This window comes from Lysinibacillus canaveralius (assembly GCF_047301505.1).
Taxonomy (GTDB): domain Bacteria; phylum Bacillota; class Bacilli; order Bacillales_A; family Planococcaceae; genus Lysinibacillus_B.
This window is the reverse complement of sequence record NZ_CP154840.1, coordinates 333,441-349,228: the sequence shown is the minus strand read 5'-3', so window position 1 is coordinate 349,228 and position 15,788 is coordinate 333,441. Positions and strand designations below refer to the sequence as shown.

Here is a 15,788-nt window from a genome sequence, read left to right as displayed (position 1 = left end):
GGAGAGCATTAGTCAAATCGTTTTTCCTATCGGCAGGTGCCTTTTCAAATCCCGCCTCGGGAGAAGCGGGATTCATCAGTGATTACTACACCTCTTAAAATTCATAATGATATGCTGTTTTATAAAGCTCCATCAATTCGTCCTTCGTCGGCACCTTCGGGTTGTTGCCTGGGCTTCCACTTGCCAGCGCGTCTTCTGCCATTTTGGGGACGGCACTGTAAAACGCCTGCTCCTCAATACCCCATTCCTGCAGGTTGCCGATCCCCATCTTTTTACACAAATTTTTGATGGATTGAATGGCAAAGTCGGCTAGCTGCTCTTGTGACATTGAGTGTCCCTCTTTATTAAAGAATCCCCCTAAATCTGCCAAGCGATCGATGCATGTATCCTTCGAATATTCAAGTACCGCCGGAAGCAGCATCGCATTGGAGATACCGTGCGGGACATGAAACAGCGCACCGATTGGGCGGGACATTCCATGAACAAGCGTCACGGAAGCATTTGAGAATGCAAGTCCTGCTTGAAGTGAACCGATCGCCATCGCCTCACGTGCTTCTATATTGGCTCCATCCTCATATACCGTTAGCATATTTTCGACAATCAGTTTCATTGCTGATAAAGCGAGCATATTTGTATATGGATGAGCCAATCGGGATAAATACCCCTCAACCGCATGGCTTAATGCGTCGATACCAGTTGCTGCGGTAATAGCCGGCGGCGAAGTCATCGTAAGAACCGGATCAACGATGGCTACATCAGGCATAAAAGCGGGCTGCTTGATCATCATTTTCACATCGTTCGTCGTATCTGTAATAACGGTCGCATTCGTTGCCTCTGAGCCTGTTCCTGCTGTTGTTGGAATTGCAATATGCGGAATCGGCTGCTCACTTGCTATTTTTTTCATGTTCATATAATCCTTGATATAGCCGCCATTTGTTGCAACAACTGCTACAGCCTTCGCCGTATCAATACAGCTGCCGCCGCCTACTGAAATAATAACATCACAGCTTTCCTGATCCGCCAGCTCTAACGCCTCTTCTACATACGTATCGATTGGTTCTGTCGTTACCCCTAAATAGGAAACTGTTTCAAGACCTTGCTCTTTTAATAAAGCAATACATTTCGCTACAATTCCCAAGCTGTCCATAATTGGATCACTAACAATCAATGCCTTCGTACCAAGCTTTTTAGCATACACCCCTGCCTCTTCAAAAGCGTCGCGTCCATATACGATTGTTTCTGGCGATTGTACTGTAAACGCCGTCTTTGTTTGAATCATGTCCATCCCCCCGAACATTTTTTCGTTATTCGTTACTTGGAAAAGCAAATGAAGATTTCGTAGAGGCTGGTGTCACCCAACGCTCTGAAACCGTCTTTGTTTTTGTAAAGAAACGTGCCTGCTCCGGACCAAACATTACACCATCACCAAATCGGGAGCCTTTAAAGCCTGCAAAATTATGATAGCCGACAGGAATTGGAATCGGTACATTCACCCCTACCATCCCAACATCAATTTCCGTTGTAAACTTTCGAGCAGCCGCTCCGTCATTGGTAAAAATGGTTACACCATTGCCGAGTTCATGTTCATTAATCAATTCAATTGCTTCTTCTAACGAGGCCACACGGACGATATTGCGTGCTGGACCGAAGACTTCTTGTTCATAAATCTCCATACCTGGCTTTACATGATCCAAAAGCGTCGGACCAACAAAAAACCCATTGGATTCCTTAACAATCGGCAGTTCACGACCGTCACAAACGACTTCTGCCCCTTCAGCCTCGCCACGTTCAATTGCTGCCAGAATAGCCTCTTTTGATTGCTGCGAAATGACAGGGCCAAAATCTGTATCAGGTTCTGTATAAGCCCCTACCTTCAATCCAGCAATTTTCTTCTTTAAAATGGCTACGATTCTATCCGCTGTTTCCTCTCCTACAGGCATGAGTGTGGAAATTGCCATGCAGCGTTGGGATGCTGCACCATAAGCAGCGCCAATAAAGGCGTCTGCCACCTGCTCAAGATCTGCATCCGGCATGACGACCATGTTGTTTTTTCCTCCGCCAAGTGCCGTTACACGTTTGCCGTATTTTGCTCCTGTTTCATAGATATAACGGGCAACAGGCGTTGAACCGACAAAGGATATTGCTTGTACTGCCGGATTTTCTAATAGTTCATTCACCGCATCTTTATCACCATTGATGACGGTCCAAATTCCATCAGGTAATCCTGCTTTTTTCCATAGCTCACTTACAAATAAGGCAGTCATCGGAACACGCTCGGATGATTTTAAAATGACTGCATTTCCAACAGCTACTGCCATACTTGTTTGGGCAAGCGGGACCATAATCGGAAAGTTAAACGGAGAGATAGCAGCTACTACACCAAGTGGATACTTCGCCGAGTAGGCATTGATTTGTCCACCGACATTCACCGAATACTCACCCTTCATTAAATGCGGGGCACCAATTGCCAGATCCACCGATTCGATGCCCCTGGTTACTTCTCCTCTAGCATCCTCTTTTGTTTTACCGCTTTCTGTACAAATAATTTGAAGTAGTTCATCCATATGTTCCGTCAGCAAATTACGGAATTTCAGCAGTACTTCCGCGCGCTTTGCTACAGAAAGATCCCGCCATGCAGGAAAGGCCTTTTTCGCCGTCTCAATTGCCTGCCGCGTTTCCTCTGATGTAGCGAGCGGAACTTTGGCAATAACCGTCCCTGTTGATGGATTATAAACGGAGCCAAATCTTCCGCTTTTCCCCTCCACCATTTCACCGCCAATAAAATGTGTCAATACGTTTACCCCTTGTGCTGTCTTCATACGTAACCCCTCCTAAATAATCAAGAAAAATGCAGTTTGAAAGATTCAAGTCACGACTAGTCAACCATCTTATTTTGTCGTAAGATGAGAAAAACACAATTCACTGACCACAGTCAATAACCGCGGTCAACTAAATGATACCCGCTGCATTTTCCATCGTCAATGCGCATTTTTTCTCTTTTAAACACTTTATCAATATTTTATTATCTTTAAATAGTATGTAATGAGGAGAGTTTTATGAAAAATTTAACTGAGCGGCAAAAGAAGGCATTGGAAACCCGTGAAAAATTACTTGCTAAATCACTGGAGTTATTCGGTAAGTATGGTTTCGAACACGTTTCGATCGAGCAAATTACAAAGGCTTGTGACGTATCTAAGGGAACGTTTTATACGCACTTTCCATCCAAGTACGATGTTATTTTAGAAAAGTTCAAAGAGCTGGATAATTTTTATATGACAGTAGAAAAGAAAATTGATTCCCACCTTCCAGCGAGCCAAAAAATTCTTAAAATCTATGCAGAACAGATGATTTATTTAACCACAGTCGCCGGAAAGGACGTCATGCGGACTGTCTATACGGCCGCTATAACGAATCATGCAGGGCAAGATCATTATTTAATCAGCCCTCAGCGTAAAATCTTTCAGATTCTCAATCAGTATGTTGAGGAAGGTATCCAGACAGGGGAATTCCGGCAGGATATAGAGCCTGAGGAAATGCAGGCTGTCATTCAGCGCTGCATGCGTGCCAATGTGTATGATTGGCTCATTCATAACGAAACTTTCGACCTGGTGAAAGAGATGAATCACTTCACCGCTGTCGTCTTGGCAGGGTTACAGCGGTACCCTTAAGGATGGCATTTAAAAAACGGATCCGCCCATGTTGCGGCAAGGATGATAGCTTTTTGTACGACTTCCGCAAAAGTAATACTTTTAAGGGAGAAGTTCCAAGAACAATAGAGCTGCACAGAGAGTTTTCACCTTCTGTACAGCTCTTTGTTGTCATATCAGCCGATCATCAGCTGCGAGTAAATTTCATATAAATTTTCCGTAGCTTGTTTTATGAATTCTTTTAGTACTGCTGCTTCCATACAAACGAACGGATTTTACCCCTTTTTATCCCAGCTTCGTTAATGCGTATATCGGCCCGCCTGTTTGGTTACTTCATTCGTAAATATGTAAGATGGTGAACCTTTGTCTCACTTTTAAATGCCATAGTAAGCTTCTGAACGCTTCAACATAATCAGATATCTTATTATTTAAAACGGAAAAGCGGTGCCCGATAGGACAACCGCTTTCTATTGTCTATTAAGAAATTGCTTTTCTTTCTAACTTTCTTTTCAGCTTTTCCAGCATATCAATCGTCATTTTCGCTAAGTCATACTCTGCTTTAAAGCCCCATTCCTCACGTGCAGCTGAGGAATCAATGGCATTCGGCCAGCTATCTGCAATGGTCTGACGAGCCGGGTCAACATTATAGCTCATTTTGAAGTGAGGGATATGCTTTTTGACTTCCGTAGCGATTTCCTCCGGGTCGAAACTCATTGCTGAAATATTGAAGGCATTACGATGGATAAGCTTGCTGCCATCTGCTTCCATTAGATCGACAATTGCCTGAAGTGCATCCGGCATATACATCATGTCCATGTACGTGCCTTCTGCAATGTAGGAAGTATAGCGCCCTTCTTCAATTGCTTTGTAATAAATATCGACTGCATAATCAGTCGTTCCTCCTCCTGGAGGTGTAACATATGAAATTAAACCAGGGAATCGTACTCCGCGTGTATCAAGTCCATATTTTGTATGATAGTAATCGCATAGCAGTTCTCCTGCTACTTTATTTACACCATACATCGTTGTTGGCCGCTGCAATGTATCTTGCGGTGTTTCATCTTTTGGGGTTGTTGGCCCAAATGCACCAATTGAACTTGGCGTAAAAAATTGCATATCGAGTTCGCGAGCTACTTCCAGCGCATTCACTAACCCACCCATGTTTAAATTCCATGCGAGCAACGGATTCTTTTCAGCTGTTGCAGAAAGTAATGCAGCCATGTGAATCATCGTATCTGCACCGAAATCTTTCGCAAGCGTAAACATACGCTTGTCGTCTGTTACATCCAATACCTCAAATGGACCCGCGCTATTTTCGACCTTGCGGATATCCGTAGCCAAAACGGCATCCGTTCCATATATTTCACGCAGTTTCACTACTAGTTCAGAACCAATCTGACCAAGCGCGCCTGTAACCATAATCTTTTTCAATAGAAGCCCTCCTCTGATGCGAAACATTTGTACATTCCACAAGTACACAGAAACACTAATATATCAACCTTCATTAGCTAATCGCATTATATAACGTCCTCTTCGAAAGTACAATATTTTTATTTCATTTTTCCATTCAACTCGAAAAAATGAAGCCGCACGAAAAAAGACAACCCTAAAACATAAATAAATCAGTTATGTTGCAACTACTGGCAGATTAAATCTTTTTAGTACAATTTACATGAAGAAGCTGCCCGATAAGTTTGGCTTATTGGACAGCCTATTCCTTTTTATAACTTTAAAATGACGGTATTTTTTTCTTTTTAGTGCTAAATTCAGGGGGCAAATATGATAATTATATTTATTTTTCGACGACTGAGAACCAATATGCGCAATGATATAACCGAAGCTAACAGTCTGCTTTCCCCGTTATTATATGCATCTACCTTCCTGCCGTGACGGATTGGTATTTTCGCTGTTTTCTCAAGAAAGGTGCGCTGATTGCTTTGCCTATTCCCCTTTATATATTTTTCCAACCTAAAGCTTTCATCGCTCTGTACCTTTTTGAAAACATACGTATTTCCAGCATTAATCCATTATGATTGCACTATAAAGGTGTTGAATGGCAATTGCCTTACCTTCTTCCGTATAAATAGATTGCTGGTTATAATCAATCCTTTCAATAACGGTCACCCATTCAGCCGCTTTTTTCTCTTTCCAGACTGTTAACTGAATAGGCAGCCGGTGTTGATAAGCTAGTGTAATCTGATTGCTCAATTCCTCCAACGCCCACTCATCGAGATTCGGCTTTTCTGCTTTTTCATCCTCCTCTTTCCATTCACGCAGCAATTTAACATGTTCCGGCAGCATCATAGCGTTCCATTTGATGGTTCCTCTATCTCTATTCATTTTCAGCACATTCTCCTTACTTCTTATGTCCACCAAGTAACGTACTCCGTCCAAGTGCAGTTCCTGCTTCTGTGTAGGAAACGGCACGCAAGAGAGCTGTTGACCCATATTTCGCTCGGATAGCATCCATGACCATCCCAAGCTTCCTCCTCCGCCATTTTTGTTCATCAAACAGACTCAGCTGCATTGAATGCTCACTTTCCAGGTTATGCAGCGTCACCGTGAGCTGGCGTGCCGGACGTTCGGCATAAAATGTGTCAAGCAGATCGACACAAACTTTATAAATTACGAGGGTATCATTTGTCGGTTCATCAATCGTTTTAGCGTGCTGAAAACCTCCGCCAAATGCATGTTTACTATAGCCGAGCCCAAGAGAAATAGTACGTCCAACCATAGATGCTTCTCTTGCCCTTCCCGCCACATCCTCACACATTTCGAGAATAACCGTCAAAATTTCTTCCCTTGTACGGTAGTCACGCATTAAGATCTGCCCTTTCCCATAGCTCACCTGTCCATTTAAAATGGGGGCACCAATGAGTGAATGGTCGATTCCCCATGCATGATAATATAGCTGGTTTCCTAAAATACCAAAACGTTTTTCTAAAACAGCGAGATCGGTATGTGCAAGATCATACACACTAAAGATACCCATATGATTCAATGTGCGCTCTGTCCTTGCACCAATGCCCCACATGCTGGACAGTGGAGATACCGGCCAAAGCTTTTTGGGAACATCTTCATAGGTCCATTTAGCAAAGCCCTTCTTTTTAGCTTCCAAATCAAGCGCCAGCTTCGCCATCAGCATATTAGGCCCCATTCCGACAGCACTCGGAATCTCGAACTGCTCGTAAATCCAGCGCTGGATTCTTCTCGCTGTCTGTTCGGGCGGGCCCCATAGCCTTTCCGTTCCAGTCAAATCAATAAAGCTTTCATCTACACTGTACACATGGATTGCCTCCTTTGGTACGAACTGATTGAAAAGGCGTGTGATTTCCATCGAGATACGTACAAAAAACTCCATCTTCGGTTCAAATAATCGGATATCTGGATGCTTTGGAATTTCAAAATAGCGGGAGCCCGTTTTAATGCCGAAGCGTTTCTTCATCGGTGGTGAAGCGGCTAGTACAATACTCCCCGGCTGCTGAAAGCTCCCAATAACCGCAATCGGTACTTTCATTACATCAAGATTGTGAAGATGTGCCATACAGCTTGCATAAAAGCATCTCATATCAATACACATAATTGATTTATTTGGCGCCTTCTCATACATCCAATCACCTCAAAAAGAACGTTTGTTCCTATATTAAAATGAGACAATTGAGACGACAACCTAAAAGTCCCAAAAATTGAAGCTTTTAATCATAAATTCTTTGATTAGTATGCAGCCAATAATACTGAAAATAGCAAAAGGCCTTCCATCAGTGGAAGGCCACGCGCTTTATTTTTTTATTATTTTTTTATTACTGTTTCATACAATTCAGGTCTGCGATCATCATAAACAGGAATTCTTCCACGCACTTCATCTACAATCGAGAAATCTACATCAATGATTGCCAGTTCCTCATCTTCTGCTCCTGTCCACAACACTTCGCCCCATGGCTGGATAACCATCGATTGACCATTAAAATTTTCTGGCTTTCTTGAAATACGGTTCACTGCAATCACAAAGCATTGATTTTCAATAGCACGTGCCTGTAACAGTGTTTTCCAATGATCAATGCGAGGGGTTGGCCATTGTGCTGGTACAAACAATACCTTCGCGCCGGACAGTGCGTGGCTGCGGAGCCATTCAGGGAAACGGATATCGTAGCAGATGACACCACCAGCCTCCAAATCTCCTAGCGCAAAACGGTTCATTTCTGAGCCCGCCTCTAAATAAAGGTGCTCGTCCATCAACCGGAATAGATGAGCCTTATTATATTCTCCGGCAAGCTCTCCTTCTTTATTTACCGTATACATCGTATTGTAAAATTTATCTCCCTTTTTTACTGAAACGGAGCCGCCAACGATATGAACACCAAGTTCTTTTGCCAACCGGGTCAAAAAGGCTTTTGTACGTTCCCCATCTACATCGGCCAGCTCTTCTAGTTTTTCCAGTGCGTAACCGGTGTTCCACATTTCCGGTAAAACAATAATTTCTGCTCCCTTTTCTGCTGCTTCCCGGATAAATTTCTCGGCACGTTCATAATTCTCTTCTACTTTTCCAAACCCCATATTTAGTTGAATACATCCGATTTTCATAATTCCTACACCGCCTATAGACTTTTTCTCTTAAATATCATAACATGGTTCGTATAATTTTTAATATATTCTGAAAAATAGGTGATTTATAAAATGGAATTTTCGACTAGACTACAGCAGCTTCCACCTCAATTTTTTGCTGCGCTTGCTGGAAAAGTAGCGCAGGCAGTTGCAGAGGGACGCGACATCATCAATTTAGGACAAGGTAACCCTGATCAGCCAACTCCCCCACATATTATCGAAGCCTTACAGGAGGCGGCAGCTGATCCATCTACACATAAATACTCGCCGTTTCGCGGGATTCCCGAACTTCGCCGGGCAGCAGCTGAATTTTACAAACGCGAATATAATGTGGACATCAATCCCGATAAAGAAGTGGCTATATTAGGAGGGACAAAAGTTGGACTTGTGGAATTACCGTTAGCTATGTTGAATCCTGGAGATACAATGCTGCTGCCGGATCCGGGCTATCCAGATTATTTATCAGGTGTCGCACTTGCAGATGTAAAATTTGATACAATGCCGCTCATAAAAGAGAATAACTTCCTGCCCGACTATGATGCGCTGCCCGAGAAAATAAAAGACCGTGCCAAAATGATGTACATCAATTATCCGAACAATCCTACTGGAGGTGTGGCAGACCAGCAATTTTTTGAAAAAACAGTTGCCTTTGCAAAGCAACACCATATTGCTGTCGCGCATGACTTTGCATATGGAGCACTCGGATTTGACGGTATAAAGCCGGTTAGCTTCCTGCAGGCAGAAGGCGCTAAAGATGTCGGCATTGAATTGTACACACTATCAAAATCGTATAATATGGCCGGATGGCGTGTCGGGTTTGCTGTTGGTAATGAAAAAATGATTGAAGCGATTAATTTGATTCAAGATCACCTGTTTTGCAGTATCTTCCCCGCTATCCAGCATGCAGCTGCCGAGGCTTTAACAGCTGAGCAGAATAGTGTAGAGGGATTGCGCGATACATACGAAAGACGCCGCAATATACTCGTGAAAGAAGCAAGACGTATCGGCTGGAATGTGCAGGCACCCAAAGGCTCATTTTTCGCCTGGCTGCCTGTTCCAAAAGGATTTACCAGCCAGCAGTTTGCTGATTTGCTGCTAGACAATGCGGATGTTGCCGTCGCAGCAGGCAATGGTTTTGGTGAATACGGGGAAGGCTATATACGCGTTGGTCTGCTCGTTTCAGAAGAACGGCTGAAAGAGGCGATTGCTCGTGTAGAAAAGTTAGGACTTTTTCAAATACCTGTTAAGTAATTTTCTTTCGCAAAAAGCAGTTGCGCGTAATTTTTTTTAGAAAAATAATAAAATACTATTGCGAAACTAATAAATAGTCTGTATATTAAGTTTCATAGTTTTTTAATATAGTGTTTCTCTCTTATTAAGAGTAGCTGAGGGACTGGCCCGATGAAGCTCAGCAACCAGCATATGCGAAAGACGCATTTGCAAGGTGCTAATTCCTACAAAACGAATTCGTTTTGAAAGATAAGAGTGGTGTTTGAATATTGTCTTTGTCTATTCATGCCTCTCTTTTCAAAGGAGAGGCATTTTTTATTAAAGGACAAATACAAACACGTTGGAGGAATCATCTATGAAAACAAAAAAATTTGGTTATTTATTCGCAGGTGCAGCACTTGCCCTATCACTCGCAGCATGCAGCAGCGATGAAGATTCAGCCTCAAAATTAAATGATGGTGTGATCAAGGTCGGCGTAACAGCAGGCCTGCATGAAGAAATTACAGAAGTGGCCGCTGAAATAGCAGCAAAAAATGATTTGGAAGTACAGATTGAAGTGTTTTCTGATTACGTGCTGCCGAATACAGCACTAGTAGAGGGAGATCTGGACGTAAACAACTTCCAGCATGAGCCTTTCCTGGACAACTTTAATAATGACCGTGGAGAGGAACTTGTGGCTGTAGCAGAGACAATCTTAAACCCAATGGGCTTCTATTCAGAGAAATATGAGTCGATCGATGCTGTCCCGGAAGGTTCAAAGGTTGCCATTCCTAACGACCCAACAAACGGCGGACGCGCACTAGCGGTACTGGCTGATGCCGGCTATATCACATTGGCTGAGGGCGTAGGCATTAACGGAACAATCTATGATATTGAAGAAAATCCAAAAAACCTGGAATTTATCGAATTAGAGGCGGCACAAATCCCAACTCAGCTCGCAGAAGTGGAATTTGCCGCTATCAATACAAACTTTGCAATGGAGGCAGGCTTGAGTCCTAAAGATGATTCTATCCTGCTTGAATCTGCAGACTCCCCTTATGTAAATGTAATTGTTGTACGTCCTGGTGATGAAGACAGTGAAGACTTGAAGAAATTCATCGAAGCATATCATTCAGAAGAAGTGCGCCAATACATTGAAGAAACATACGATGGAGCTGTCATTCCAGGCTTCTAATCCAATACATGGCCAAAAGTTATCGGCATTGACGCCGGTAGCTTTTTAGCTAGAAAGGCGGAAAACAATGATTCAACTCCAATCGGTTGTTAAACAATTCGAAGCAAAAAACGGCACAGTTACTGCTGTTGACCAGGTAGATATACAAGTTAAAAAAGGTGAGATCCACGGGGTAATCGGCTATTCGGGTGCAGGTAAAAGTACACTCATCCGATGTGTCAACCTTCTCGAACGTCCAACAAGCGGCAAGGTAATCATTAACGGTATTGATCTGACAGAAGCTTCCCCAGAACAGCTTCGACAATCACGACAAAAAATCGGAATGATATTTCAGCATTTTAATTTACTAAAAACAGCGACAGTCTACGATAATATTGCTATACCTTTAAAGCTATTAGGACATAACAAACAGGAAGTAGAACAAAAGGTAAAAAAATATGCAGAAATCGTTGGCTTAACAGATAAGCTGACAAGCTATCCGAACCAACTGTCGGGCGGTCAGAAGCAGCGTGTGGCTATTGCACGCTCCCTATCACAGGAACCTGAAATTCTGCTTAGTGACGAAGCGACAAGTGCCCTGGATCCTGAAACAACGGACTCCATCCTGGACCTGCTCCTTGAAATCAACGAAAAACTCGGCATTACCATCCTTTTAATCACACACGAAATGAATGTCATTCAAAAAATCTGCGATTATGTATATGTCTTGGAGAAAGGCAGGCTTGTGGAGCATAATACAGCAATTGAGCTGTTTACAAAGCCCCAGCATCCCACGACGCGTAAGTTTTTAAATACAATTTCACAACGGAATCTATCAGATTCGCTGATTGAACAGTTGAATTTGACAGGTGCCGTCATCCGCCTCACATTTGTCGGTGAAAGTACAGGAAAGCCGCTTATTGCGGATGTAGCAAGTCGATTCCATGTGCAGCCAAACATCTTGGCAGCCAACATCATTGAACTTAAAAACGGTATTGTCGGCAATATTGTTGTCCATATAAATGGAACCGCTGCTGAGATTACCGCCATCACCCAGTACTTAAAAGACAACGGCGTACAAATTGATATATTGGGAGGTGGAGCAAATGAATAATGATAAAGGCTTTTTGGAGCAGTGGGGACCGATTATTTGGGAGGCATTGCTAGAAACATTCCAGATGACGTCCATTTCCCTCGTCATTTCAATTGTTCTCGGGGTGCCGCTCGGGCTGATGCTCGTATTAACACGTCCCGGACAGTCATTTGAAAATAAATGGATTTACCAAATATCTAATCTGCTCATTAATATTATCCGTTCCATTCCATTTATCATCTTATTATTCTTCATCCTGCCGCTGACGAAATTTCTTGTTGGCACGACGATTGGAGTTAAGGGCGTTATCGTACCGCTTGTCGTCTATACAGCACCTTATATCGCCCGTCTTCTGGAGACTGCTCTTCTTGAGGTGTCCCCAGGTGTAATGGAAGCTTATACAGCAATGGGGATCAAGCGCCGCCATATTATTTGGAATGTACTGCTGCGTGAAGCACGCTCCTCTATTATTCTTGGCCTGACAATTGCTACAGTCGGACTAATTGGGGCAACCGCGATGGCAGGACTTGTTGGTGCAGGTGGTTTAGGCGACTTAGCTTACCGCTATGGCCACATCCGTTTCCAGGTGGATGTAATGTATGCTGCTGTGTTCATTCTCATTATTTTAGTACAGGTAGTTCAATCAATCGGCAACCGTATTGCTGCTAAGCTGAAAAAGGACTGATAAGTTAATGACGAAGGAAGACTTACTTTTAAAAAATATTCAGGGCGACAAGCCCTTTCCAATTTGCTTCGAAGATTTAGAAGAAGCTGTGGCGGAAAAGCTCCCAGCTGGGCCATATGGCTATATCCGCTCGGGAGCTGGCGGCGAACAATCACTTCGTAACAATCGCAAGGCCTTTACGAAGTATTCTATTATTCCCCGCTTTTTAACAGATGTCTCCGAGCCTGATACCTCTATCGAACTGTTCGGCAAAAAACATCCCACCCCCTTTTTATTCGCACCGGTCGGGATGAATCAAATGGCGCATGAACAAGGAGAATTAGCCGTTGTACGCGCAGCTGAAAAACTTGGAATGCCTTATATTCAAAGTACTGTCTCCAGCTATTCACTCGAGGAAGTAGCAGATACTGCCCCAGCTCATACAAAATGGTTTCAGCTATACTGGTCGACGAATGAAGAAATTGCCTATAGCATGGCTGCCAGAGCAGAGAATGCCGGCTTTGAAGCAATCGTTTTGACAGTTGATACAGTCATGCTTGGCTGGCGTGAGGAGGATGTACGTAATCAGTTTTCGCCTTTAAAGCTTGGCCTGGCACGTGGAAATTATATGAATGATCCTATCTTTACAGCTTCTTTGAAGGATGAGTCATTTGAATCGTATATAGAAGGTGTTCTCGCCAATATTTTTCATCCTACATTAAATTGGGAAAATATCCGTGAGTTAAAAAGCCGCCTTCGTGTGCCTCTTCTAATTAAAGGTATTTTACACCCGGAAGATGCGCGTCTGGCCATTGAAGCTGGAGTAGATGGAATCATCGTCTCTAATCACGGGGGACGCCAATTGGATGGTGTCATTGGAAGCCTCGATGCACTTCCTGCCATTGTGAAAGCTGTAGATCATCGTGTACCGGTGCTCTTAGACGGTGGTGTGTACCGCGGAATTGATGCACTAAAGGCATTGGCACTCGGTGCTGCAGCCGTATGCATAGGCCGCCCATTTGTCTATGGCCTTGCCTATGATGGGGAGAATGGTGTATATCAAGTCATGCAAAATTTATATAGTGAATTCAAAGTGTCCATGGGCCTGGCCGGGCAGCGGACAGTTGCGGACCTCCAAACGCTCGCACTTATTCGAGAATAGAGAGGATATCTAAAAGTCTCTTTACGATGAAGATGGTAACACCTCGATATAACACTTACAGAAGTAATGCTCCTTGATAAATATGTATCAAAAACAGAGCTGTCTAGAAAGTTGAAACTTTCCGGACAGCTCTTTTCTTATTGCCGTATATAAAAGCTGCTCCTATCAAAGATAGAAGCAGCTCGAACATAATGATGAATTTTCTTATTGAATGACGCCCAGCTCGCGTCCCACTTTTTCATAGATTGCTAATGCATCATCCAGCATTTTCTTTGTATGTGCCGCAGTCGGCATGTTGCGGACGCGTCCCGTTCCTTTTGGTACCGTCGGGAATACAATAGATTTCGCGTAGACACCTTCCTCAAATAAACGGCGGGAAAATTCCTGTGTTAGCTTTTCATCTCCGACAATACATGGTGTAATCGGCGTTTCAGATTCCCCGATATTAAAGCCAAGCTTCTTCAAGCCTGCTTTCAAATAGTCGCCATTTTCCCAAAGCTGATCATGCAGCTCTGTCGATTCCATCAGCATCTCTACTGCACGTGTAATCGCTGCAACATCGCCTGGCGGTAATGCCGTAGAAAATAAAAATGGACGTGAACGAACCTTTAACCAATCGATTAGATTCTGTTTCCCAGCAACATAGCCGCCTACGACACCAATTGCTTTTGACAATGTTCCTATTTGGAAATCAATCTCTTTTTGCAAGCCAAAATGTTTTACCGTGCCGGCACCTTTTCCTGTTACACCTGAACCATGTGCATCATCCACATAAGTAATTAAGTCGAATTCCTTCGCAATTTCTACAATTTCCGGCAGCTTGGCAATATCGCCATCCATTGAGAAGACACCATCTGTAATGACCATCACTTTATTGTAAAGACCTGACTCTTTTGCTTCTTTCGCCTTTTTGCGTAGATCATCCATATCCGAATGATTATAAGCAATAATTTTTGCCTTCGACAGACGACAGCCGTCAATGATAGAAGCATGATTCAATTGATCTGAAAGAATAGCATCATTTTTATCCATCACGGCAGAGATCGCTGCCATGTTACAGTTAAAACCAGACTGGTAGCTAATTGCAGCTTCCGTCCCTTTGAATTTTGCAAGTGTCTCTTCCAGCTTCACATGAAGGTCGAGCGTTCCGTTAATTGTACGAACAGCGCCTGCTCCTACGCCGTACCGGTCAGTCGCTTCTTTCGCGATACGCTTCAATTCTTCATTTGTAGCAAGGCCAAGATAGTTATTTGACGATAAATTAATCAGATTTTTCCCTCGTACTTGAATAATCGGTCCGTTTGCTCCCTCTACTGGGTCGATTTCATTGTAAAGACCCTGGTCGCGCAACTCTTGTAAATTTTCATTTAGAAATTGTTCCAATACGTGTGACAAAGCTGTTCATCCCTTTCACTTTTCAGACTATTAACATTTTAGCATATTTTCTTTCCGTGTCATCGAAATGATAAAGTTATACACATTTCGAGCTCTTACCCACATTTATCTGTTGATTATTCAGAATATTTGTGAATAAGTAGTGAATTTCTTTCTATTTTTAGAAAATTAGCTGTGGATAACTTTTTTATCCACAGCTACGCTTCGATTAATTCGTGTAGCTTTCTTCTAAAATAATGAAGACTCGGCTGAATAAGATAACCTGTTCCTAGGGCTAATATCACAGTACCCAATCCTACCGGCCCGCCAAGCAGCCAGCCAGCTGCTGCTGCAATCACTTCCAGGATTGCGCGCGCCATCCGGACAGAACCTCCGAACTTTTCTACGATAATCATCATTACGGAATCACGAGGTCCCGCTCCAAGCTCTGCAGAGATATAGAGTCCGCATCCTACACTTAGTACGACAAAACCTGCAAAAAAGTAGACGAACTCCCCTACAAAAACATCCGTCTCCGGCAGCAGCCAATTAAATAAATCAATAAAGGTACCGACCAGCAGCATGTTCAGCCATGTACCAATACGCGGCCATTCCCTTAAATAAAGAGATGTAGCCAGAATAATAAAAAGCCCTGTCAAAATCGACCAAGTGCCGATTGACAGGCCAAATTGCTTGAACAGACCAATATGCAGGACATCCCATGGTCCTGTCCCGACGACACGGCCTTTAATAGTCAGCGTGATACCAAGCGCCATGACAAGCAGTCCTCCAAGGAAAAACGCCCATCGCCATTTAAATTGTTTCGACATGATGTACCTTCCTTCTAAAGATTGTCATCTTTC

14 protein-coding genes and 1 riboswitch are annotated in these 15,788 nt (G+C 43.2%); of the genes, 6 read left to right on the top strand and 8 right to left on the bottom strand.

Translation table 11 applies throughout. From position 1 onward, the window contains the following. Positions 1-94: 94 nt before the first annotated feature. Positions 95-1,279, bottom strand: coding sequence for an iron-containing alcohol dehydrogenase (locus AA0Y26_RS01840; RefSeq protein ID WP_413364600.1), 1,185 nt, complete (start codon positions 1,277-1,279; stop codon positions 95-97). 25 nt (positions 1,280-1,304) lie between these two features. Beyond that, entirely contained in the window at positions 1,305-2,819 is a 1,515-nt protein-coding gene (locus AA0Y26_RS01835) for a CoA-acylating methylmalonate-semialdehyde dehydrogenase (protein ID WP_413364598.1), read from the bottom strand. Between the two features lie 237 nt (positions 2,820-3,056). Here AA0Y26_RS01835 and AA0Y26_RS01830 point away from each other — a divergent pair, with 237 nt between their 5' ends. After that, positions 3,057-3,668 (top strand): TetR/AcrR family transcriptional regulator, encoded by a 612-nt coding sequence (locus AA0Y26_RS01830; protein ID WP_413364596.1) that lies wholly within the window; start codon positions 3,057-3,059, stop codon positions 3,666-3,668. 456 nt (positions 3,669-4,124) lie between these two features. Here AA0Y26_RS01830 and AA0Y26_RS01825 read toward each other — a convergent pair whose 3' ends face one another. From AA0Y26_RS01825 to AA0Y26_RS01810, 4 genes are all read right to left on the bottom strand, one after another. Continuing rightward, positions 4,125-5,078 (bottom strand): L-threonine 3-dehydrogenase, encoded by a 954-nt coding sequence (locus tag AA0Y26_RS01825; RefSeq protein WP_413364594.1) that lies wholly within the window; start codon positions 5,076-5,078, stop codon positions 4,125-4,127. A gap of 588 nt (positions 5,079-5,666) precedes the next feature. Next, a complete protein-coding gene (locus AA0Y26_RS01820) occupies positions 5,667-5,987 on the bottom strand; it encodes a YolD-like family protein (RefSeq protein ID WP_413364592.1) in 321 nt (106 codons plus the stop codon). A gap of 16 nt (positions 5,988-6,003) precedes the next feature. After that, complete coding sequence (locus AA0Y26_RS01815) at positions 6,004-7,257, bottom strand: DNA polymerase thumb domain-containing protein (RefSeq protein WP_413364591.1); 1,254 nt, start codon at positions 7,255-7,257, stop codon at positions 6,004-6,006. Positions 7,258-7,436: 179 nt separating this feature from the next. Then, entirely contained in the window at positions 7,437-8,228 is a 792-nt protein-coding gene (locus AA0Y26_RS01810) for a carbon-nitrogen family hydrolase (RefSeq protein WP_413364589.1), read from the bottom strand. Between the two features lie 93 nt (positions 8,229-8,321). Between AA0Y26_RS01810 and AA0Y26_RS01805 the strand changes: the two genes are divergently transcribed. The 5 genes from AA0Y26_RS01805 to AA0Y26_RS01785 all read left to right on the top strand — a co-directional run bounded on the left by AA0Y26_RS01805 (position 8,322) and on the right by AA0Y26_RS01785 (position 13,551). After that, positions 8,322-9,500, top strand: a complete 1,179-nt coding sequence (locus AA0Y26_RS01805; protein WP_413364587.1) for a pyridoxal phosphate-dependent aminotransferase — start codon at positions 8,322-8,324, stop codon at positions 9,498-9,500. Between the two features lie 118 nt (positions 9,501-9,618). After that, a riboswitch (SAM riboswitch) is annotated at positions 9,619-9,735 on the top strand. Between the two features lie 99 nt (positions 9,736-9,834). After that, positions 9,835-10,653: a MetQ/NlpA family ABC transporter substrate-binding protein gene (locus AA0Y26_RS01800; protein ID WP_413364585.1), complete on the top strand. Its 819-nt coding sequence runs from the start codon at positions 9,835-9,837 to the stop codon at positions 10,651-10,653. Positions 10,654-10,720: 67 nt separating this feature from the next. Next, positions 10,721-11,746, top strand: coding sequence for a methionine ABC transporter ATP-binding protein (locus tag AA0Y26_RS01795; protein WP_413364583.1), 1,026 nt, complete (start codon positions 10,721-10,723; stop codon positions 11,744-11,746). Beyond that, the gene (locus tag AA0Y26_RS01790) at positions 11,739-12,410 is read left to right on the top strand and encodes a methionine ABC transporter permease (RefSeq protein WP_413364581.1); all 672 of its coding nucleotides are present in this window, start codon (positions 11,739-11,741) and stop codon (positions 12,408-12,410) included. Before AA0Y26_RS01795 ends, AA0Y26_RS01790 begins: the two co-directional genes overlap by 8 nt. A 7-nt stretch (positions 12,411-12,417) precedes the next feature. Next, positions 12,418-13,551 carry an alpha-hydroxy acid oxidase gene (locus AA0Y26_RS01785; protein WP_413364579.1) on the top strand — a complete coding sequence of 378 codons (1,134 nt, stop codon included), beginning with the start codon at positions 12,418-12,420 and terminating at the stop codon, positions 13,549-13,551. Between the two features lie 204 nt (positions 13,552-13,755). Here the strand turns inward: AA0Y26_RS01785 and AA0Y26_RS01780 are convergent, their stop codons facing one another. After that, the gene (locus AA0Y26_RS01780; RefSeq protein ID WP_413364577.1) at positions 13,756-14,946 is read right to left on the bottom strand and encodes a glycine C-acetyltransferase; all 1,191 of its coding nucleotides are present in this window, start codon (positions 14,944-14,946) and stop codon (positions 13,756-13,758) included. A gap of 197 nt (positions 14,947-15,143) precedes the next feature. Beyond that, entirely contained in the window at positions 15,144-15,755 is a 612-nt protein-coding gene (locus AA0Y26_RS01775) for a YczE/YyaS/YitT family protein (protein ID WP_413364575.1), read from the bottom strand. Positions 15,756-15,788: the final 33 nt, after the last annotated feature.